This window comes from Brevibacterium linens ATCC 9172 (genome assembly GCF_900169165.1).
Classification (GTDB): domain Bacteria; phylum Actinomycetota; class Actinomycetes; order Actinomycetales; family Brevibacteriaceae; genus Brevibacterium; species Brevibacterium linens.
This window is the reverse complement of record NZ_FXYY01000003.1, coordinates 1-19,404: the sequence shown is the minus strand read 5'-3', so window position 1 is coordinate 19,404 and position 19,404 is coordinate 1. Positions and strand designations below refer to the sequence as shown.

At 65.9% G+C, this 19,404-nt stretch carries 20 protein-coding genes and 1 pseudogene; 6 read left to right on the top strand and 15 right to left on the bottom strand.

Features of this window, described 5'->3' with window-relative positions; translation table 11 throughout:
* Nucleotides 1-22: 22 nt before the first annotated feature.
* The 3 genes from BLIN9172_RS03170 to BLIN9172_RS03160 form a co-directional block, all read right to left on the bottom strand.
* A complete protein-coding gene (locus BLIN9172_RS03170; protein ID WP_205751025.1) occupies nucleotides 23-874 on the bottom strand; it encodes a GNAT family N-acetyltransferase in 852 nt (283 codons plus the stop codon).
* Between the two features lie 19 nt (nucleotides 875-893).
* Nucleotides 894-1,838 carry an alpha/beta fold hydrolase gene (locus tag BLIN9172_RS03165; protein WP_101553818.1) on the bottom strand — a complete coding sequence of 315 codons (945 nt, stop codon included), beginning with the start codon at nucleotides 1,836-1,838 and terminating at the stop codon, nucleotides 894-896.
* Nucleotides 1,839-1,937: 99 nt separating this feature from the next.
* A complete protein-coding gene (locus tag BLIN9172_RS03160) occupies nucleotides 1,938-2,435 on the bottom strand; it encodes a nucleoside deaminase (RefSeq protein WP_101553817.1) in 498 nt (165 codons plus the stop codon).
* 37 nt (nucleotides 2,436-2,472) lie between these two features.
* Between BLIN9172_RS03160 and BLIN9172_RS03155 the strand changes: the two are divergent.
* Nucleotides 2,473-2,932, top strand: a pseudogene (locus BLIN9172_RS03155) (DUF8821 family protein); the annotation flags it as partial.
* 104 nt (nucleotides 2,933-3,036) lie between these two features.
* On the opposite strand, the gene BLIN9172_RS03150 reads toward BLIN9172_RS03155, so the two are convergent.
* The 3 genes from BLIN9172_RS03150 to BLIN9172_RS03140 form a co-directional block, all read right to left on the bottom strand.
* Nucleotides 3,037-3,477 carry a YtoQ family protein gene (locus BLIN9172_RS03150; protein ID WP_101553816.1) on the bottom strand — a complete coding sequence of 147 codons (441 nt, stop codon included), beginning with the start codon at nucleotides 3,475-3,477 and terminating at the stop codon, nucleotides 3,037-3,039.
* A 163-nt stretch (nucleotides 3,478-3,640) separates the two neighbouring features.
* Nucleotides 3,641-3,850 carry a hypothetical protein gene (locus tag BLIN9172_RS18275; protein WP_205751024.1) on the bottom strand — a complete coding sequence of 70 codons (210 nt, stop codon included), beginning with the start codon at nucleotides 3,848-3,850 and terminating at the stop codon, nucleotides 3,641-3,643.
* A gap of 364 nt (nucleotides 3,851-4,214) precedes the next feature.
* Nucleotides 4,215-5,156 (bottom strand): alpha/beta hydrolase, encoded by a 942-nt coding sequence (locus BLIN9172_RS03140; protein ID WP_170286864.1) that lies wholly within the window; start codon nucleotides 5,154-5,156, stop codon nucleotides 4,215-4,217.
* An 853-nt stretch (nucleotides 5,157-6,009) separates the two neighbouring features.
* Between BLIN9172_RS03140 and BLIN9172_RS03135 the strand changes: the two genes are divergently transcribed.
* A complete protein-coding gene (locus tag BLIN9172_RS03135) occupies nucleotides 6,010-6,174 on the top strand; it encodes a hypothetical protein (RefSeq protein WP_240688457.1) in 165 nt (54 codons plus the stop codon).
* Between the two features lie 646 nt (nucleotides 6,175-6,820).
* Here BLIN9172_RS03135 and BLIN9172_RS03125 read toward each other — a convergent pair.
* The gene (locus tag BLIN9172_RS03125; RefSeq protein ID WP_101553813.1) at nucleotides 6,821-7,768 is read right to left on the bottom strand and encodes a LysR family transcriptional regulator; all 948 of its coding nucleotides are present in this window, start codon (nucleotides 7,766-7,768) and stop codon (nucleotides 6,821-6,823) included.
* Between the two features lie 123 nt (nucleotides 7,769-7,891).
* Between BLIN9172_RS03125 and BLIN9172_RS03120 the strand changes: the two genes are divergently transcribed.
* Both BLIN9172_RS03120 and BLIN9172_RS03115 read left to right on the top strand, forming a co-directional pair.
* Nucleotides 7,892-8,884 carry a putative oxygenase MesX gene (locus BLIN9172_RS03120; RefSeq protein ID WP_101553812.1) on the top strand — a complete coding sequence of 331 codons (993 nt, stop codon included), beginning with the start codon at nucleotides 7,892-7,894 and terminating at the stop codon, nucleotides 8,882-8,884.
* Nucleotides 8,885-8,901: 17 nt separating this feature from the next.
* Nucleotides 8,902-9,942, top strand: coding sequence for a methionine synthase (locus tag BLIN9172_RS03115; RefSeq protein WP_101553811.1), 1,041 nt, complete (start codon nucleotides 8,902-8,904; stop codon nucleotides 9,940-9,942).
* Between the two features lie 222 nt (nucleotides 9,943-10,164).
* On the opposite strand, the gene BLIN9172_RS03110 is transcribed toward BLIN9172_RS03115, so the two are convergent.
* The 3 genes from BLIN9172_RS03110 to BLIN9172_RS03100 form a co-directional block, all read right to left on the bottom strand.
* Complete coding sequence (locus BLIN9172_RS03110; protein ID WP_101553810.1) at nucleotides 10,165-10,998, bottom strand: aldo/keto reductase; 834 nt, start codon at nucleotides 10,996-10,998, stop codon at nucleotides 10,165-10,167.
* A gap of 242 nt (nucleotides 10,999-11,240) precedes the next feature.
* A complete protein-coding gene (locus tag BLIN9172_RS03105; protein ID WP_101553809.1) occupies nucleotides 11,241-11,402 on the bottom strand; it encodes a DJ-1/PfpI family protein in 162 nt (53 codons plus the stop codon).
* A gap of 808 nt (nucleotides 11,403-12,210) precedes the next feature.
* Entirely contained in the window at nucleotides 12,211-12,933 is a 723-nt protein-coding gene (locus BLIN9172_RS03100) for a TetR/AcrR family transcriptional regulator (RefSeq protein ID WP_101553808.1), read from the bottom strand.
* Nucleotides 12,934-13,020: 87 nt separating this feature from the next.
* On the opposite strand from BLIN9172_RS03100, the gene BLIN9172_RS03095 reads away from it, so the two are divergent.
* Complete coding sequence (locus tag BLIN9172_RS03095) at nucleotides 13,021-14,778, top strand: oleate hydratase (RefSeq protein ID WP_101553807.1); 1,758 nt, start codon at nucleotides 13,021-13,023, stop codon at nucleotides 14,776-14,778.
* Nucleotides 14,779-14,837: 59 nt separating this feature from the next.
* Nucleotides 14,838-15,170 carry a uracil-DNA glycosylase family protein gene (locus BLIN9172_RS03090; RefSeq protein WP_101553806.1) on the top strand — a complete coding sequence of 111 codons (333 nt, stop codon included), beginning with the start codon at nucleotides 14,838-14,840 and terminating at the stop codon, nucleotides 15,168-15,170.
* 89 nt (nucleotides 15,171-15,259) lie between these two features.
* On the opposite strand, the gene BLIN9172_RS03085 is transcribed toward BLIN9172_RS03090, so the two are convergent.
* The 5 genes from BLIN9172_RS03085 to BLIN9172_RS18430 form a co-directional block, all read right to left on the bottom strand.
* Nucleotides 15,260-16,192, bottom strand: coding sequence for a DUF2254 family protein (locus BLIN9172_RS03085; protein ID WP_240811967.1), 933 nt, complete (start codon nucleotides 16,190-16,192; stop codon nucleotides 15,260-15,262).
* A 105-nt stretch (nucleotides 16,193-16,297) separates the two neighbouring features.
* The gene (locus BLIN9172_RS03080; protein ID WP_096162048.1) at nucleotides 16,298-17,158 is read right to left on the bottom strand and encodes a 3-hydroxyacyl-CoA dehydrogenase; all 861 of its coding nucleotides are present in this window, start codon (nucleotides 17,156-17,158) and stop codon (nucleotides 16,298-16,300) included.
* Between the two features lie 125 nt (nucleotides 17,159-17,283).
* Nucleotides 17,284-17,685 (bottom strand): HhH-GDP family DNA glycosylase, encoded by a 402-nt coding sequence (locus BLIN9172_RS03075; RefSeq protein ID WP_101553805.1) that lies wholly within the window; start codon nucleotides 17,683-17,685, stop codon nucleotides 17,284-17,286.
* 367 nt (nucleotides 17,686-18,052) lie between these two features.
* Nucleotides 18,053-18,568 carry an MFS transporter gene (locus BLIN9172_RS18435; RefSeq protein ID WP_240811966.1) on the bottom strand — a complete coding sequence of 172 codons (516 nt, stop codon included), beginning with the start codon at nucleotides 18,566-18,568 and terminating at the stop codon, nucleotides 18,053-18,055.
* An 8-nt stretch (nucleotides 18,569-18,576) separates the two neighbouring features.
* The gene (locus BLIN9172_RS18430; protein WP_240811965.1) at nucleotides 18,577-19,074 is read right to left on the bottom strand and encodes an MFS transporter; all 498 of its coding nucleotides are present in this window, start codon (nucleotides 19,072-19,074) and stop codon (nucleotides 18,577-18,579) included.
* Nucleotides 19,075-19,404: the final 330 nt, after the last annotated feature.

Below are 19,404 nucleotides of genomic sequence, written 5' to 3'. Positions count from 1 at the left end.
CCGGTCTGTTCTCCAACGCCGGTCAGGGGCGGCGGAAGTCCCTGACCTCGCCGAGGCTGTCCATCCCGGCCGCTCGATAGGTGGCGACGGCGGCGGTGTTCGATGACGGAGTGGCCACGTTGACACTCGACGCTCCCATCGACCGCAGTGCGCTTGCAGCACCGAGCGCCATTTCCGTGCCATACCCGAGGCCGCGGTGGTCACCATGAACTCCGAGAGGTTCGATGATGCCGGGGCGACCGTGTCCAGCGGACCAGACGGTGGTGGCGCCGACGGCAGCACCGTCCGTGGAATAGCCGACGAGACACCGACCCTGTTGGTAGGCGTGTCCTGCAGCCATCAGCTGCCATCGCTCAGCGGTCAGTGATGCGCCGGGGAATGCGGCGGATTCGACGCTGACCCGGTCAGCGATGTCGTCCGCTTCGACAGTCTCGAACCTCAACGAGGTCGGTGGGACAGAATCTGACAGTGCGCGGTGCAGGACGGTCCAGGGTTCGTCGGGTGTCCATCGCGCCTGGGTGAGGGTGTGCTGCAACTCGGCCCCGAAGCGAGCCTCGACGATTCCTGTCCCCGGTGGGAGGAGATCGGACAGAGTGGTCTCGATATCAGTCACGACCGCCTCGGCGAGGGTTTCATCCGCGGCATGGTCGGGCGAGATCGCCATGCGAATGAGTTCGGTTTCGTCGAGGAATCCGACGGCTGCGATCTCGCCGTCGCGCGTCCACACCCGCAGTCCCGAGGCAAGCGCTTGCGAGCCGAAGCGCTGATACCAGCCGAAGTCGCCAGGATGGACTTGGACGGGCAGCCCCTCGCGCTGCCCGGACGCGACAGCATCGATGATGTTCGAAAGGTCCTCGGCGGACGGAATCATCATGGTGGGCCAGCCTCGATCTTTAACCTGCGATGACGCGGGTTGCGAATTCGACGATCTCCGCTTCCGCCTCGGCGCGAGTCGTCGGTTCATTGTGGACTTCGTGCCGGACTCCTGAGAAGACTCGTGTGCGCACGTCTGCGTGACCGGTCTCTCGCAGCCTGTTGGCCACGTGGTAAGCGCCTTCGCCGTAGTTCGCGACCGGATCCTGGTCACCCGCGAGGATGAGCACCGGCAGATCGCTTGAGATCGTCTCATACCAGGAATCGGCATTGGCTTCGTCATAGATGTCGACGAACCCCTGCAGGAACCGCGCACTCATCGGGGCACCGAAATTATTGAACGGGTCACGGCCGTGATCGGCGACGACCGCCTCGTCGAGGGCAACCCATGCAGTGGGACCTGCATCGGGACCGCAGCGGTCGAGGAACCCGTCGAAGAGCTGTCCCACCAGATGGTCTGCAGCAGGTTCCGCACGATGGTCGCCAGCGGCCGCCTCGGCGAGTTCAGCGCGGTCAATGGTCTGTTCGATTCCCTTCATCTGCGCGGCGATTCCGCACAGCGCCAGCCCGGTGAGTTCGGCTTCAGGGCGGGATGCCATGGAGCGGGCGATCATCGACCCCCAGCTGTGGCCGAAGACGATATAGGGCAGTCCGGGCAGGATCTCACGCGCCTTCGCCTGCAGAGTCACCTCGTCGTCGACGACGACGCGCGCGGCCTCGTCTCCGGCGTCGGCCCAGACGCCCGACTCCATGGCAGTGCGCCCGTGCCCTGCGTGGTCACTGGCGACGACGGCGAAGCCGGCATCGAGCAAGGTGCTGATGAGGTGGAGGTAGCGGCGGGAATGTTCGCCGAGGCCGTGGATGATCTGCACGATGCCGTTCGGCGCCGTCGTGGGATTGTGGAGCCACGCGTTGATCGTGTCGCGATCGTTGCTCGAGGGGAACGTGATTTCATGCAGGGCCAAGGCCGGACTCCTTTGTCAGTTTCGCTGCCGGCCCCGTGATTTCGGTGCGGGCAGAACAATCGCTGAGATGCAGATGATGCAGATACTGTACCGCGGATCTCAGGCATCGACTCCGTGCAGACGGGCGTGCAGATTCCGCACCTGGGTGCTCAATTCCGGATCGGGTCCGGCGACTTCGATTCCCGGGGCGACGTCCTGAACGGGCAGCGGCAGTATGGGACCGTGGGCCAGACCCCATTCCTTGTGCCAGGCGCTCAGCTGCTGGCTGCTGCTGGCGTAGACGATGCGGCCGAGGCCCACCCACGCGTGCGCCGCTGAGCACATCGGGCAGTGTTCGCCGGAGGTGAAGACGACGGTTTCGGCTCGCTGCTGGGGTGTGAGATGGTCGGCTGCCCAGCGAGCGATTTCGAATTCGGGGTGACGGGTGTGGTCGCCGCCGGCCACCCGGTTGCGGTCGGCGAAGAGTTCACGACCGTCGGCGTCGACGAGCAGGGACCCGAATGGTTCGTCTCCGGCATCAAGGGCTTCGCGAGCCAGGTCGACGCAGCGGGTGAGGAATCTGCGGTCATCATCATTGAGATCAAGTTGAGGTTCCATGCTCCTCATCCAATCACAGCGGGCATATCCTTGATCCATGCTGTTCGAAGCCGTGTCATTCACCGAGGTCTCCACCGAAGGTCTCGAGTCCTCCCCCCGTCGCCGAGGCGCTGGCGGGCCTACGTGCCAACGAGGCACGGTAGTTCTCCAATAAGTACAAGCACACGTTCACCGTGGCCCCGGCTGCTGAAGCACAGGACGTTCTGGACTGGGTCGAGGAGATCCTCGTGTCCGAACGCGAGATCGTTCCGACCTCGCCCGCGCTCGAAATCAGCATCAACGATATCGACGGCATCGACTGGGTGCACGTCTTCTATCAGTCCGGTCTGGCGATCAACGTACTGTGGACCCTGGCCGACGATGGCAAGCGCGCCGTCGGTTTCAAACTCTCGGAGGGCATGGACGTGCCGCCCGAGCTGTCGGCGTTCAAGTTCGCCCGTCAGAAGTCGAAACTGGCCGGGGAGATCCGGGGATCTTTCTTCAAGATCAAGGGAGACCCCCCTCCTGTAGCATCACGCCACGCAATAGCTGAAGCCGCGAGCGACCCTTTGGCAGGTGGTCGTTCGCGGCCTCAGCTCATCAGGTTCAGTCCTTTTCAGGTTCAGTCTCTGAGGAGGTACTTCAGGGTTTCGACCACCTGATCGGTCGTCTGGCACCAGGCTTGGGCTTCAGCGTCGACCTCTTTGAGCGGATGAATGATGTCGGCATCGTGGAGGGTCACATAGGGTGTGCCGAGTGCTGCGCAGTAGCCGGCGTCGAAGGCGGCGTTCCACTGCTTGTACTTGTCGCCGAAGCGCACGACGACCATATCGGCCTTTGCGATCAGGGTGCGGGTGGGGATGGCATTGACCTTTGACGACTGGTGGTCGCGCCAGAAGGAGCTGTCGTTCTCGCCGAGGTGGTCACCGGCGGCATCGCTGGCGGGATGGTCCGTCACCGGGGCGGTGAAATCGATATCCAGGCCGGCCGCCTCGGCGCCGCGCTTGATCTCATCGCGCCACTCGGTGTGGATCTCACCGGACAGGTAGACAGAGAAACTCATGTCGATCACTCCTCAAACTTACGGCAGATGGGACTGCTTTCCCTTCAAGCACCACCATAGCCAATCGGAACTCAGACGCTCAGCGCTGACCGCGCGGCCGAGCCCCGGACACAGACTTCGCACGAAGTGACGGCTGCGGGCTCAGCCCCGGCGATCGTCACCGTCAGGAGGTTGCCGTCCTGACGATCTCGGCGATGCGCTTCTCGGCGACCTCGTCAATAGTCTTGAAGTACCATGCGGTGGGCATCAGCGATCCGTCGGAACCACCGGCTGGGGTGAGTTCGACCTTTTCCGTGAGGGCCAGGTTGACCCGCTCGTCATTGCGCAGTGTCACCAGTGCAGGAGTGCTCGCGAACAGAGCATAGGCCGGCATGCCGTACCAGATCCGCGGCTTGAGACTGGGGCGACGGTCACGATGATCTCGTGCGCTCGCTGCATGAGCGATCGTTCCGGTTCGTCCATCTTCGTGATTTTGTCGGTCACCTGGGACAGGTTCTTCTTATCTTTGGTCGTCATATCATGTCCTTACGTCAGCCGCTGTGTCGCACCGGCGGTTGAAGACGGCGCAAGAATGCGCCGCACCCCATCTGGACATGTTCCGGGCAGACCGGAGCTCTCCGCAATGATTCAGGCTTAGGTACCTGGAAGTGCTGGCAACCGTACGTGCTGCCGATTTCCACGATACTTGCATCCACGCCTCCCCACCAGGACAGCCGAGATCCACAACAGACGTGTGGCTAGCGAAGTTGCTCGGATAAGTAGGCCTCCGCGATGCTCAGGTGTCCCTGGCTGCCGATTGAGTTCTTCGCCTTCTGCGTGTACGCATGATTGGCGAGGGGAACTTTTACGGTCTTGACGTCGACTCCGCGGCTTCGGGCCGATTCGGCCCATGAAAGCTGGTCGGTTGGGGTGATCACGTCATCGCGCATCGCTGTCATCATAAGCATCGGCGGCGCGGGTGCTTTCAGATGCGTGACGGAATCGGCCACTGAGTAGCGGTCCGGATATTCCTTTGGTGTGCCACCCGTGTAGCTGGTCGCGAATAGGCGCGTGCCGGATCCCGCACCTGGCCCGGTGGGGGCGTTCTCGTAGAGACCTGTCACGTCGAATGCGGGGTAGTCGGCAATGACCGCCGCCGGAACCGGAACCTTCCCACCGCAGGACGATTCGGCGTCGCCTTGCGCTGCGGCACCGGCGGTGTTGGCGACCATGTTGCTGCCCGAACTCTCGCCCCAGAACGCAAGGCGATCGGTATCTGCACCGATCGTGTCTGCGTGGGTCTGAATCCAGCTTGCCGCACAGGCCACCTGCGACGGTGCGCTCTGCCAGGTTGCGTTATCCAGGGTGGCGAGTTCGTATTCGACCGATACGACCAGGTAGCCGTGATCAGCGAGTTCACGGAGTTCTGAACTCGCTGCGTTCGGGTCGCCTGCGATCCAACCGCCTCCGTGGACGTGCATGATCGTCGGGGCTGAACCCTTCGCTCTCTCAGGTTCGTAGATCGATACGGAGAGGTCATCGCCTGAGCTGGATTTGTCGTACACTTCCTTGCGATCAGGCGATGCCGAGTCGATCGCCGAGAGCCCGAACGTCGCAGTGAACAAGTTCACCGAACCACCGGCCGAGGTGATGGCGACGAGGAGCACAATGACGACCGCCAGATTCGCGATCGTGCTCACCACTCCGAATCCTGTCATTGCAGCTCCGGTCCATCGACGGCCTCGGCGCAGCCAGACGATTCCGAACCCAAGCACAATCGCTCCGACCACAGTTGCCATCGGCGCAATCGTCGGCGCAAACCGGGCCGCAGCGGAACTGACCGGGCCAAGCCCGGGAATGAGCGATGCCAGGCCGTTGACTACAGCGATCGCACCGAACACGAGCGCGAGGAGGACGCCCGTTGCCCGAACTGTATTGGCCGCGCGTTGGGGCACCGCGGGCTGTGACGAACGCTTGCTGGCTGTCACCTTCGGTCCTCGCTTTCCGACCTGTCGGGTTGAGATTCCCGCTGCAGCAGATCTCATCGTGGCGGTCACCTCCTGACGCCAGGGGCCACTTTAACGCAGTCCGATTCTCACAACCCAGATGAATCGGCCTGCGCCCACGGCCGTGGGAGGGCAGCCGAGGTCAGCAGAGAATCCCTGCACTGAGTCAGCCTCATCGATGTCGCGAGGCTAGTCGGGCACGCTGGACGATCGGCAGATCCCACCGAGCTGGAATGCTGTTCGGCGGTCATTGTCGGCTCGAGGCGGTCGGCCCCCGTGTTTGAGGACGAGAGCATTGTCGCGGGCAAGTGATTGGAAGTCTTCTGCTGTGAAGTCGGGGACCAATACGCCGGCGTCGTGCCCCTGAGCGACAAGGCTGTCGTGGAATCCGTTCCGGTTTGGCACAGGGCCAGCAACTGCTCGGAGCCGCGATACTCCTGGAGGAGAACCCCTGCCGGACGCGGGCTCCTTGATCGGCCAAATGGGTCGCACGCGAGGGATCGCGGGCACTGACGCCGATCTGCCCAGGCGGAATCCGCTTCAGAAGATGGTCGAACCATTTGAGGGCCCGATCGACCTGACGCTGCCCGAGCCGGTCACCCTCGCGGACTTCGCCGCTTCCGCGTCCGAAATCGGCGGACGCCGAATCGAGCGCGTCGTCGTGGACGACGAAAAATGGGTGGCCGACGCCGACACGGTCACCGTCCACTAGACGTCGAATCTGAGTTTCACCCATGAGACGTCCGACGAGGGTGCCGCTTCAACGTCGGAGTGAAATCCCATCGCTCCCAGCTCTCGAGCCCTGACGCATTCGGCTAGGGCCAGAGTCAGACGTGGCCTCGCTGCCTCGACTAGGTCGGCGGCAGCTGAGGCTACAGGACTCATCGCCTCGCGGATGCCGCGATCTGCAACCCCAGAGAGCACGGCCCCTGCACCGAGGTGGTCTTCAAGCGAGGGGCGCGGCGAGTCGTCGGCCTGCCACCACTCACCAGCTGCCATACCCGCCACCGATCCCGCACGCACTGTTCGATCCGCGCCTTGACGTGGAGACCAAGCGAAGACTAGCCGTACGGCTATTCGAAAACCCACTCGCCGGAACCATCGAGTTCTCTCGGTTGAACATCGGCCGGAACTCGGTCAGATCAGCTGACGCGGGATCCTGACGGGCGACGACATCGATCGTGCGAGGCGTCATCAGTTGATCTTCCACCGCGGATCGACTAGCCCGACTCCGGTGCTCCTCAAACATGCCACAGCAGAGCGTCTGCCGCACAGCGGCGTCGGCGGCCTTTGCCGCGGGAGCGCTGACGAACTGACGATCTCGCGGGTCGAGGGAACCGCCTCGGCGCTGCCCTCGGTCAAGGCCGGTCGAGCACCGCAATGCCGAAACCGCCGACGACGGCCCGCACTTCGTCGAGGTAGCGTTGCGCCTGTTCGGTCAGAGGGATCCCGGAATGATCGATCCAGCCGATCTCGATGCGTTCCTCGACCTCGAGTGGAATCGCGACGATGGCCGGATCGAGATCGTCGCTGATGATGCCCGTCGAGATGGTGTAGCCGTCGAGTCCGATCATCAGGTTGAAGATGGTCGCACGGTCAGAGACCCGGATCTCCTGCTTGCTCGACAGGGTGGAGAGAATCTCCTCGGCGAAGGAGAATGAGTTGTTCGCCCCCTGGTCGAAAGTGAGCCGCGGCAGGGCGGCGAGGTCGTCAAGGGTGACGCGGTGGCGGGAGGCAAGCGGGTTCGTACGAGAGATGAAGATGTGCGGAGAGGCGAGGAAGAGCGGGTGGAACGCAAGCCCGGAGTCTCGCAGCAGTTTGTCGATGACCTTCCTGTTGAAATCGTTGCGGTAGAGGATGCCGAGCTCACTGCGGAGCGTGCGAACGTCTTCGATGATGTCCCAGGTACGCGTCTCTCGCAGTGAGAACTCGTACTCGGCAGCATCGCTGGCCTTGACCATCCGAACGAAAGCATCGACGACGAACGAGTAGTGCTGCGCCGAGACTCCGAGCAGACGCCGTGACGGTGGGCGCCCTAAGTAGTGATGTTCGAGGAGTTCCACCTGTTCGACGACCTGCCGGGCATAGCCGAGGAACTCCACACCGTCGTCAGTCAAAGTCACCCCGCGGGCGGATCGGATGAGCAGAGCGCGATCCACACGAGTCTCCAGGTCCTTCATCGCGGCAGACATGGTCGGCTGGGAGACATAGAGGAGATCGGCTGCGGCGGTGAACGACCCCTCCGAGGCGACCTCGATGAAGTACTGGAGTTGCAGCAGCGTGATGTTCTTCAGACCTCGAGACATAGTCTAAGGCTATAGGAATCCATAGTTCCCCCGAGTTACCCGATGACCGCCGGGGACGGGCAGGATGGATCACAGATATGCAAACGACCGCAACCGGCCGAACACCCACCGAATTGGACGTCCATGACACCTGAGTTCTCATTCAGCATCACCACGACTCGATTCGACGAGGACTACTCGCCATCGGAGAGCACCCGAGCGACGACGAACTTCGCCAACCTCGCCAGGGGCGAGGACCGTCGGCAGAACCTCCGCACTGCTCTGAGCATCATCCATCGCCGCTTCAACGAACTCGCGTCCTGGGACAATCCCGACCGGGATCGCTATGTCCTCGAACTCGACATCGTCTCCGGAGGACTTCACTTCACCACTGGCGGCCGGGAACAGGAGTTCCCCCTGCTCGAAGTCCTGGATATCCAGATCATCGACAGACAGACCGGAAAACGTCACCCCGGGATCGTGGGGAACAATTTCTCGTCCTTCGTCCGCGATTTCGATTTCAGCGTGCGGCTGCCGGCTGCCAATGAGGCCGCAACCGAGTTCACGGTCCCCGATGACTTCGGTGATCTGCATGGCAAACTGTTCCAACACTTCCTCGATTCTGCTGCCTATCGGGAACGGTTCCAGACGGCACCCGTGATCTGCATCAGCGTCTCCACGAGCAAGTCGTACCGTCGAACCGAGAATCACCACCCGATTCTCGGGTTCGAATACCAGCAGGACGAGTACTCGCTGACAGATGACTACTTCGCGAAGATGGGACTCCAGGTGAGGTATTTCATGCCGCCGGGCAGCGTCGCACCGCTGGCCTTCTACCATCGCGGCGACCTCCTCGGCGACTATTCCGATCTGGCGCTCATCGGCACGATCAGCACGATGGAGACTTTCCAGAAGATCTATCGGCCCGAGATCTACAACGCGAATACCGCCGCCGGAGAGGTCTACCGGCCGACGCTGGACCGGCACGACTTCTCGGAGATGCCCGTCACATATGATCGCGTCGAACGCAACCAGCTCGGCATCAGACAGGGAAAGTTCACGGAGAAGTTCTTCGTCAACCCGCACCGAGAGATGCTCGAGCAGTGGGCTTCCGACCGACCCGTCCCAGTCGCATGACCGCAGGAGAAGAAACGATGACGCAGCCGCTGTTGCCCACCTCAATCGTCGGCAGTCTGCCGAAGCCGTCCTGGCTCGCGCAGCCCGAAACCCTCTGGTCCCCCTGGAGCCTGCAGGGCGATGCCTTGGTCGAGGGCAAGCGCGATGCCCTGCGCATCTCAACTCATGAGCAGTCCAACCGCGGCATCGACATCGTCAGCGACGGAGAGCAGACCCGCCAACATTTCGTGACGACGTTCATCGAGCATCTCAGCGGAGTCGATTTCGAGAAGCGCAAGACGGTTCGGATCCGCGATCGCTACGACGCAAGCGTGCCCACAGTCTTCAGCGCCGTGAGCCGTGAGAAACCGGTCTTCGTCGACGATGCGAAGTTCCTCCGCCAGCAGACCGATCAGCCGATCAAGTGGGCGCTGCCGGGTCCGATGACGATGATCGACACACTTTATGACGACCACTACAAGAGCCGCGAGAAGCTGGCCTGGGAATTCGCCACGGTCCTCAATCAGGAGGCAAAGGACCTGGAGGCGGCGGGAGTGGATATCATCCAGTTCGACGAGCCCGCATTCAATGTCTTCTTCGAGGAGATGAAGGACTGGGGAGTCGCCGCGCTCGAACGAGCCGCGGAAGGTCTGCGGGCCGAGACCGCGGTACATATCTGCTATGGCTATGGGATCAAGGCGAACAACGACTGGAAAACGACTCTCGGGTCCGAGTGGCGCCAATACGAGGAATCGTTCCCGCTCCTGCAGCGCTCGAGCCTCGACATCGTCTCACTCGAATGCCACAACTCCCATGTCCCGATGGACCTCATCGAACTGATCCGCGGCAAGAAGGTCATGCTCGGCGCCATCGACGTGGCAAACGAGACCATCGAGACACCCGAAGAGGTCGCCGCCACTTTGCGTAAGGCGCTGAAGTTCGCCGACGCGGACAAGCTCATTCCGAGTACGAACTGCGGCATGGCCCCCTTCGCGCGCGACGTCGCCCTCGCGAAGATGAGCGCCTTGAGCGCGGGAACAGCGATCGTCCGCGAGGAGCTGGCTGCGTCAGGGGTCTGACCGCGGCCGCACTCCATCCACACATGTTTCGAGCCGTCGGGCCCCTGGGCAATGATTCGGGCGTTCTGAGCCCGGGAAGCACAGTGACAGCTCGAGCTGTCGTTGCCACAGTGCACCAGCCTCTGCCGCAGACGCCGGGCAGAACGGAGAGCGCCCACCTATCACCGCTTGCCTCAGACGTTGAAGCGGAACCTTCAGCAGAGGCTGCGCCCTTGGTCAGGCTCACAGCATTTCTAGTGGTCGCGGTCCGCTCGGGGGCGGGAACGCACGGTCCAGAGCATCCAGGTCTTCGCGGGTCAGCTCCACGTCCAGTGCTGTGGCGTTGTCTCGCACGTGCTGCGGGCTGCTCGCTTTGGGGATCGTGCAGAGCGAGTCGCGGCGCAGCACCCAGGCGATGGCGGCCGCCGCGGCGCTGACGCTGTGACGCGCCGCGACGTCGTTCAGCGTCGTGTCGTGAAGGATGCGGCCCTGCTCGATCGGCGAATACGCCATGACCGGCAGCTGGTGGTCGGCGCACCACGGCAGGAGGTCGTACTCCGGCCCTCGCCTCGACAGGTTGTACAGCACCTGATCCGTGGCCAGCCCGCTGCTGCCCGGCACGTCCTGCAGGTCAGCGAGGGCCCGGTGGTCGAAGTTGCTGACGCCCCAGTATCGGATTTTCCCGTCCTCGACGAGCTGTTGGAAGGCCGCGACGGTGTCCTGTAGCGGGTACCTGCCCTGCCAGTGCAGCAGGTAGAGGTCGATCCGATCGGTGCCCAGGCGTTTCAGGCTGCGTTCGCAGGCCGCGATCGTGCCGGAACGGGAGGCGTGGGACGGAAGGACCTTGCTGACCACGAATGCCTCGTCGCGGCGACCCGCCAATGCTTCACCGACCACCTCCTCCGCGCCGCCGTCGGCGTACATCTCGGCGGTGTCGACCAGCGTCATGCCCAGCTCGAGGCCGGCGTGCAGCGCGGCGACCTCGTCGCCGCGGCGGCCGGGGTCCTCACCCCAGCCCCAGGTGCCCTGGCTCAGCACAGGGATGGACTCCCCGCTCGGCAGCGTTATCCGTCGCATCCGCGATCACTTCCTTCTGGTTGTCCTGAGGTGGGACGTGGGCCGAGATCCTCGAAGGGCCAGCGCGTCCGCGATCGGTGCTGGCTTACTGCGTGGGGCATCGGTCGAGTTGGAAGACGGCCCAGACGCAGCCGTGCTACTTGTTCTTGGTACCGAGGTGCCGGGTGTCGAGCTGCTAGTCAGCCCCGCCTGCGCCATGTGGCGTACCGGGCTGCTCACGAGCAGTTTCCGGCGTCAGTGGACTAAACAATACTCCCACGACGGAACAAAAAGAAGAGATCATCGGGTGAGCGGCTGGTGGCCAGGTCCCCGTCTCGGGCCGCCTCTTGGTCCACCACGTTCGCGACGGTGTTGCGCAGGTCGGTGCGGATGCTGGGGAATGAGGTCAGGGTCCAGCCGGTCACGAGACGTCATGGCCCTGCCCGGACTTCCCGACCACCCCGCCTTACGCCCCCGCTCGCCAGTACTGGCCGCGGCCCCGCGCGATGCTCGGCGGGCCGCAGACCTCGTTCCTGCTGCCCGCGCCAACCGAACCCGGCGGCTACCTGCGCGTCATGGCTCTGGGCATGCCTCAAGACGCTCCCCGCCACCTGAGCCTGGTCGTCGTGCTCTCACCCTGCGAGGACCTACACGGGCTAGCCTACCGCGAGCTCGAGGTTCTTCGCCTGCTGATCGCCTGTCGAGAGGCATCGAACATTTCACAGGACACGCGGCGAACTCTTCGCCGAACCGGATGATCAGCGGGGTCTGCGAAGAATAGTCCTCGCCTGCTGGCGGGTACCGTCGTCGCCGGTCAGTGCATCTGGGACGGCTCCAGGTCGATGCGCACCTCGACCAGCTTGTAACCGTAGAACTCGTCGGCGGAGTTCCTGTTGCGGTTGCCCAGCGCCTCATTGCGAGCCATGTTCTTCTCCTCTCCGCCGTGCTACAGAAGTGCTACCAGACGGCGTGTCGCTACGTGATTCTGTAGCACGAGTTAGGCCTCTGACCTGGGGTTTAGACATTGAAGCGGAACTCGACCACGTTCGGTAGCCGAATAACCTTTGACGTAGATTGACTCCACGAGTGCTGCCCCCGCCCTACTGGGCGAGGACCTGACCGTGGGGCCCTACACGACCGCGGCGGGCACGCGCCTGCCGGCCGCGCGGTGGGCAATCGCGGCGGCGCCGGCCGGTACCAGCGGCGGCCCGAACGGCCCGGACGGCTTCCGGATCACCGGGCGGCGCCCGCCCCCGCCACCACGAGGTCGATGAGCCTGCGGAGCACAACATCGACGTCCTCGCCGTCGATGCGCCCCTGCCGGGAGCGGTTGAGCTCGGCCAGCACCCCGGCGACGATGAGCCGGGCGCCGGTTGCCGCAGCCGCACCGGGCTCCTCGCCGGCAGTGCCTGTCGCACCGTCCCGCGCCGCTCCGATAGCACCGGAAGCGTCGGCCTGACCGTCCTGCAGGCGCGCGGCGATCTGCTCTTCGAGGCGATCGACGTGGTCGAGGACCCGCCGGCGATGCGGCATGTCCGCACCGAAGAGGATCTCGCGGGCGACCCACGTCGCAAGCTCGGACCAGCGCCGCATCGCGGTGACGAGCGGCGAGATCAGCTCCGCGATCCGGTCCGCGGTCTCCCCGCCCGCCGTCGCGGCGCCGGGCGCGACGAACGCAGAGAGCGAAGGGGTGGTCGTCGCGCGCTCGTGGGCTCCCCAGAGCGCATCGACGACCATCATGAGCAGCTCGACCTTCGTCGCCGCGTACTGGAAGACAGTGCCCTCGGCCACATCTGCCGCGCGCGCGACCTCGCTCATCGAGGTCCGCTCGAAACCGCCCTCCTCGAACAGTGCGCGCGCCGCGGCGAGGATGCGGGCGCGCTTCTCCGCCTTCGCCCGCTCGCGCCTGCCCAGCGTCGCCGAGGGCGCCAGCTCCGTGTCATCCCGAGTTTCCATGCGGCCATTGTAGTCGACTCAATTCTGAGTACACTCAATATTGAGGCCGGGTGATCGGCATCCGGCACGCGATGGGAAGGATGGATCATGCAGCACACGGCAGGTAACTACGAGGCGTTCGCGCGTCCCCGCCCCGCACAGCACGCGCAGGAGACGAAGGCCTACATCGTCGGCAGCGGGCTGGCCGGGCTCGCGGCGGCCGTCTTCCTCATCCGCGACGCCGGGGTCCCCGGCGCCAACGTCACGATCCTCGAGAAGGGCGAGATCGCCGGCGGTGCGCTCGACGGCCTCGACGTCCCGGAGAAGGGCTTCGTCATCCGCGGCGGCCGGGAGCTGGAGAACCACATGGAGTGCCTGTGGGACATGATGCGCTCCATCCCCTCCCTGGAGCTCGAGGACGCCTCCGTGCTCGACGAGTTCTACTGGCTCAACAAGGACGACCCCAACTACTCGCTGCGCCGCGCCACCGTGCGCCGGGGCGAGGACGCCGGCCACGAGGGCCGCTTCGACCTGCCGAAGCGGGCGCAGAAGGACCTGTTGAAGATCTTCCTCGCCGAGCGTGCGGAGATGGAGGGCAAGCGCATCGACGAGGTGATGGGCCGCGAGTTCCTCGACTCGCCGTTCTGGATGTACTGGCGGACGATGTTCGCCTTCGAGGAGTGGCACTCCGCGCTCGAGTTCAAGCTCTACCTCCACCGCTTCATCCACCACATCGGCGGGCTGCCCGACTTCACGGCGCTGAAGTTCACGAAGTACAACCAGTACGAGTCCTTCGTCCTGCCGCTCATGCACTACCTCACCGAGCACGGCGTCGTCTTCCGCTCCGGCACCGAGGTCCTCGATGTGGACTTCGCCCACCGCAACGGCGAGATCCGCGCCACCGCGATCCGCTGCCGCCGCGACGGCGCCGAAGAGACCATCGAGCTCGGCGAGCACGACCTCGCGCTCATGACGATCGGCTCGCTCGTGGACAACTCCGATGACGGCGACCACCACACGCCCGCAGCCCTCAACGAGGGCCCGGCCCCGGCCTGGGACCTGTGGAAGCGCATCGCGAAGAAGGACCCGGCGTTCGGGCGCCCGGAGGTCTTCTGCTCCTCGATCGAGGAGACGAAGTGGGAATCGGCCACCGTCACGACGCTCGATGAGCGCATCCCCGCCTACATCGAGCGCATCGCCCAGCGCGATCCGTTCAGCGGCCGCGTGGTCACCGGCGGCATCGTCACCGCCGAGGACTCCTCCTGGCTGCTGAGCTGGACGGTCAATCGCCAGCCGCACTTCAAGAAGCAGCCGAAGGATCAGATCGTTGTCTGGGTCTACGGTCTGTTCGTCGACGTCGACGGCGACTACGTGAAGAAGCCCCTGGCGCAGTGCACCGGCGAGGAGATCACCCAGGAGTGGCTCTACCACCTGGGCGTGCCTGTCGAGGAGATCCCCGAGCTCGCGGCGACCGGCGCCCGGTGCGTGCCGGTCATGATGCCCTACGTGACGAGCTTCTTCATGCCCCGCCGCGCGGGTGACCGGCCGCAGGTCGTGCCGGAGGGGGCGGCGAACTTCGCGTTCCTCGGGCAGTTCGCGGAGACCGGCCGCGACACGATCTTCACGACCGAATACTCGGTGCGCACCGGCATGGAGGCCGTCTACGAACTCCTCGACGTGGAGCGCGGCGTGCCGGAGACCTGGGGCTCCACGTACGATGTGCGCGACCTGCTCGAGGCCTCGGCGCGCATGCGCGACGGCAAGAAGGTGGAGATGCCCGGCCCGGCCGCTCTGCGCGGCTACCTGCGCGGCAGGCTCGAGCACGGGGAGATCGGCCAGCTCCTCGAGGAGCACGGTCTCATCTGAGCCCCGCCCACCGCGGGTGCGCCTCGGGCCCGGCCCCGAGGCGCGCCTAGGCTGTTCCCATGTCGCCCACCGCTCCCCTCGGCTCCGAATCCCGCCTGCCCGCCGCCTGGCGGCCCTGGCGCCGGCCCTCGCCGCTGGCCGAGCGCGGGATCGGGATCGCCAACCTCGTGGGACGGACCACGGCGCGCGCCGCCCAGCTGACCCGCGCGGAGCTGCGCGCGGGCGGGCTGCGCCTGATCGGGCGCGCCGCGGTGCTGCGGCCCTGCGCCGTCGCGGTGGTGGGCATCACCGCATGCCGTCAGGCCTTCGACCGTCCCGGTGCGGTGCTCGGGGTGGCCGGACGGGGTGGCCCTGTGGGCGCTGCCCAACCCCAGCGGGCTCAACGCCCATGAGACCGCCTCGACGCTGGCGCAGAAGTGGCGGGAGGTGTGGGCGGCCATCGGCGCCCCGCCCGCCTCCCTGCGGGGCTGAGCCGCCGCGCTCAGGCCGGCGGAGCCTCGGGCTCGGGGGCCTGCTCGGCGCGCGCCGCTGTGCCGAGCGCCCGGCCCAGGCCCTGCGGATCCGCGCAGCCGGCCAGCCTGCGGTCGAGCGGATCGGGCCACCAGCGCTCGAGCCCACGGTGAAGCGCCGCGCGGCGCTCGAGCAGGGCCGCTCGCTGCTGGAGCTCGCACCGCCCGGCGAGCGTGTCGAAGAGCGCCCGCAGCCGCCGCTGGATCTGGACGCTGCCGGTGCCGTACTGGCGGATCTCGTCGGTGGCCGCGGCCACGTACTCGGCCCAGCTGCGCGTCCATTCGCGCAGCACCGACGCGTCGGGGTGGGCGGCCAGGAGCGCCTCGCGCTTGGCGATGTCCGGGCCGGGTTCGGCGAGGATGTCCTCGATCTCCTCGAGCGCCTGGGCGGCGCGGCTGGGATCGTTGACCGCGGGCGAGAGCGCCTTGAGCGCGATGTCGACCATGGCGCGGATCGCGCCGAAGGGCCCGCTGGCGGGCGCGAGCACGTCGCCGAACGCCAGCGCCGATTCGAGCGCGCGGCACTGGGCCCGGCCCACCGGCGCCGAGGTCCGGAAGAGGAACCCGCCGCTCGGCACGGGGGTGCCCAGGCTGGGCACGAGCTCGATGCGCATGCCCCACGCACCCTCGCAGTCGAGCAGGCGCGGGATGTTGACGGCGAGCACAACGTCCCCCCGCGGGGCGCGGCGGCGCCGGCGCACCGCGACCGTGTGCGGCGGCGCGAGCGCGCGGTCGAGGGCAGGCAGCACGGCGCCGAGGGCGAGCAGGAAGAGGCGCAGGGGGATGCCCCACATCGTGGGCACGCGGACCTGGCGGCACATGGCCGCCCATTCGCGGCGGTCGGCGGCGGTCTCCCGGCGGGCCGGGCCCGCCTCGGAATCGCCGTCCCTCAGCGCTGCACCCACACGGACCTCCTCGCGGGGCCGCCCGGCGGCGCGACCGCCGCACCCGTGGCGCGACAGGGCTAGCCTACCGAGCGCGGCCCACCTCCACCACAGAGCGGGCGGGACTCAGCCCTGGGGGTCGTCGTAGAAGCCGCCGCCCGCGCCGGCGCCCATGCGGCCGCGGTCGATGTAGTGCTCCTTGAGCCAGGCGGCGAGGCGCTGGCTGTGCTCATCGCCGCTCGAGAGGATGTTGTAGGCAGTGCCGAGGCCCACGACGTCGTAGATCTGGAACGGTCCCATGGGCGCGCCCGTGGCTATCCGCCAGACGTTGTCGACGTCCTCTGGCTGTGCGTAGCCGCCCGCCGCCAGGTCGAGGGCCGCATTGAGGAAGGGCACGAGCAGCGAGTTGAGCACGTAGCCGGGGCGCTCCTTGAGCACGGGGATGGGCACCATGCCGATGGCGCGGGCGAACTCCACGACCGTGTCGAAGACCGCGGGGCTCGTCTCCGCCGTGCCCATGACCTCGGCGGTGTTGAACTTCCAGATCTGGTTGGCGAAGTGCAGGGCGAGGAAGCGGTCGGGCCGCCCCGTGAAGTCCTTCATGTCGCTGGGCAGCAGGGTCGAGGAGTTCGTCGCGAAGATCGTGTGCTCGGGGGCGAGCGCCGCGAGCTTCTCGTAGGTCTCGCGCTTGATGTCGAGGCGCTCCGGGACGGCCTCGATGATGAGATCGGCATTCCCCGCGGCCTGCGCGAGGTCCGTCGTCGTCGCCAGGCGCTCGAGCGCTGCCTGCGTGCTGGCCTCGGTGGCGCCCTCGACCTCGGCCCGGTAGGCGGTGACGAGCGCGTCCAGGCGCTTGCGGCCGGCACTCAGGGCCTCGTCGCCGATGTCGTAGACGGTGACGTCGAAGCCGGAGTAGGCGGTCTGGTAGGCGATCTGGGCGCCGAGCACTCCGGCGCCCAGCACGGTGACGCGGGCAATGTCGCTCATGGTGTTCCTCCTCGATGGGCCGCCGGGGCGGCAGCCGCGCAACCTGCGCGCCTATTTTCGAGCTTACTCATTTTTCCGCGCTCGGCAAGGGCGGGGCCCGGCGCCCGCTCCCCTCGCGTCCGGGGCTACCTCCGCAGCGCGCGGCGCACGAGCGCGGCGGCGAACCGCGCCCGGTCGGCGGGGGCAACCAGCCCGGCCAGCGCCTCGGGCTCGGCTGGCAGCCTCGCCCGGCGCGCGCCCTCGAGCACCTTGGCATCGAAGACCGGCGGGAGGGACCAGATCCCCTGGACCTCGCGCAGGAAGATCTGCGCCCCGGCGGGCCCGATGCCGGGAAAGGCGCGCAGCAGGCGGCTCAGGGCCGCGGGCTCCGCGTGCCCCGCTACACGCAGCCGGCGCAGGTCACCGCCGTAGTCCGCGAGCAGGTGCTCGGACATGCGGCCCAGGCTGGTCGCAGTGCTCTCGTCGTAGCGGCGGTAGCCGGCGCGGCCCAGCGCGGCGACGCGCTGGCGGTGCGTCGAGGCGCGCATGTGCGCCGGGGGTGGTGAGGCCGGCGTCCCACAGCTCACGCGCGGCGGCCACCGCGATGTCCGCCCCATCGTGGTCCCTTCACAGTGGAGCAGGTCCATCGGAATCTTAGCTATGGCCACCGACAACGAGAGACGTGTTCGGGGCGCAGAAGGCATCTATGGACCTATCGCCAGACGTTGGATCGGAACACTCAGACCCCTTGCCCGCAGGGCCCAAGCAACACAACCCCTGGTCAGGCCGGCTCCCTATACATTGAACCGGAACTCAACCACGTCGCCGCAGATAGCAACCTCTGATTGAACCGGTTTCGCAACGGCGGCAGAGAAGCCTCCGCGCGCTAGACCACACCACGCACAAACATACGGTTCAGTCGGTATCGATGGTCCGGACGACGGCGAGAGCAAAGCCGGCGCAGATCACGAACACCGCACCACCCATCGCCACGGGCAACGCGAGATGCACGCCAGCGAGAAGCCCGCCGATTAATGATCCAAGGGCAAGGGCGATCAACCCAAGGACGCGCGACGCGGCATTGACCCGCCCGAGGAGCGCATCTGGCGCGAGACGCTGGCGAAGCGACGTCGCACAGATCCCCCACACCACGGCGTGGAGAATGTAGATCGCCAGTAGCACCGAGGCAACCACTGCATTGCCGGTTACAGCGAGGGCCAGCAATGAGGCGGCCCCGGTGAGCAAACTTGCAACGATCGTCCAGCGGTAGCCGATCCGCGAGCGGATACGAGCTGTCGCGAAGGAGCCGACGAGCCCACCGAGCGCGGACACGGCCAGGATGAGCCCGTACCCAACGCCATCGACCCCCAGCTGCTCCTGAGCGAAAATGACGAGGATGGAGAACGGAAGCATGTAGCCGATGCTCGCCAAGGCTCCAATCAATGCCAATCCCCCGACGAGGCGGTGGTGCGCGAGCCACGTTGCTCCCGCCACGGCTTCTCGCCATACCGAGGCGCGCGCCGTGGGCACAACCGCCTCAGATGGTCTGGTAGTGCAAGCGCGATCAAGCCCGCAGCTGCCCAAAGCCCGCCCATTGCGTAGACGGGGGCAGCTGCAGCGATCGCGAAGAGGAACCCGCCGAGTGGCGGACCAGCGAATTCGTCGGCTATGAGTTGCGCGGCCGAGATCCGACCATTTGCCGTGTCCAGCTTGCCCTTCTGGACAAGGCCGGGAACGAGAGAGACCGCGGCGTTATCAGCAGCGCTCTCGAGTGTGCCGATGACCGCGTAGGCGGCGTAGAGGAGGACGAGACCTCCGACGCCCAATTGCACGCAGAGCGCGAGGGCGATGACGGCAATTCCTCGGAGAATGTTCGCAGCGATCAGGATTGAGCGGCGGTCGACACGATCGACCCATACGCCGATCGGCAGAGCCACGAGTAGGCGGACGAGAGCGTACAGCGATCCAGCGTGGATCGTCGGTAAGCGAGGCTACCAGCAGCGGGATCGAGACGAACGCCAAACAGTCAGCCAGGTTCGACGCGGCGTTCGCTCCCCACAGGACACGAAAAGAACGACCAAGGGACACACACCCCAGAATACCTATCGCACCGCCACCAGCGGCTCATGGGAGCGAGCTGCTAGTGTCCTGCGCCGGTAGTTCGTTGCATTAGTCGTGAGAGAGATTCCAGTATCTCTTCCGCGGTTTTCGTCCACACGAATGGTTGCGGGTCCTCGTTCCACGCCTTAACCCACTCGCGAAGGTCT

Excerpts from the sequence above, each read along its gene's own strand:
- BLIN9172_RS03150 (WP_101553816.1), bottom strand. The coding sequence starts at position 3,477 with ATGAGTTTCTCTGTCTACCTGTCCGGTGAGATCCACACCGAGTGGCGC.
- BLIN9172_RS03080 (WP_096162048.1), bottom strand. The coding sequence starts at position 17,158 with ATGAGCGACATTGCCCGCGTCACCGTGCTGGGCGCCGGAGTGCTCGGC.
- BLIN9172_RS18275 (WP_205751024.1), bottom strand. The coding sequence starts at position 3,850 with ATGCCGGCCTATGCTCTGTTCGCGAGCACTCCTGCACTGGTGACACTG.
- BLIN9172_RS03170 (WP_205751025.1), bottom strand. The coding sequence starts at position 874 with ATGATGATTCCGTCCGCCGAGGACCTTTCGAACATCATCGATGCTGTC.
- BLIN9172_RS03135 (WP_240688457.1), top strand. The coding sequence starts at position 6,010 with ATGGTCGAACCATTTGAGGGCCCGATCGACCTGACGCTGCCCGAGCCG.
- BLIN9172_RS03075 (WP_101553805.1), bottom strand. The coding sequence starts at position 17,685 with ATGCGCGCCTCGACGCACCGCCAGCGCGTCGCCGCGCTGGGCCGCGCC.
- BLIN9172_RS03090 (WP_101553806.1), top strand. The coding sequence starts at position 14,838 with ATGTCGCCCACCGCTCCCCTCGGCTCCGAATCCCGCCTGCCCGCCGCC.
- BLIN9172_RS03120 (WP_101553812.1), top strand. The coding sequence starts at position 7,892 with ATGACACCTGAGTTCTCATTCAGCATCACCACGACTCGATTCGACGAG.
- BLIN9172_RS03100 (WP_101553808.1), bottom strand. The coding sequence starts at position 12,933 with ATGGAAACTCGGGATGACACGGAGCTGGCGCCCTCGGCGACGCTGGGC.
- BLIN9172_RS03095 (WP_101553807.1), top strand. The coding sequence starts at position 13,021 with ATGCAGCACACGGCAGGTAACTACGAGGCGTTCGCGCGTCCCCGCCCC.
- BLIN9172_RS03160 (WP_101553817.1), bottom strand. The coding sequence starts at position 2,435 with ATGGAACCTCAACTTGATCTCAATGATGATGACCGCAGATTCCTCACC.
- BLIN9172_RS03125 (WP_101553813.1), bottom strand. The coding sequence starts at position 7,768 with ATGTCTCGAGGTCTGAAGAACATCACGCTGCTGCAACTCCAGTACTTC.
- BLIN9172_RS03110 (WP_101553810.1), bottom strand. The coding sequence starts at position 10,998 with ATGCGACGGATAACGCTGCCGAGCGGGGAGTCCATCCCTGTGCTGAGC.
- BLIN9172_RS03115 (WP_101553811.1), top strand. The coding sequence starts at position 8,902 with ATGACGCAGCCGCTGTTGCCCACCTCAATCGTCGGCAGTCTGCCGAAG.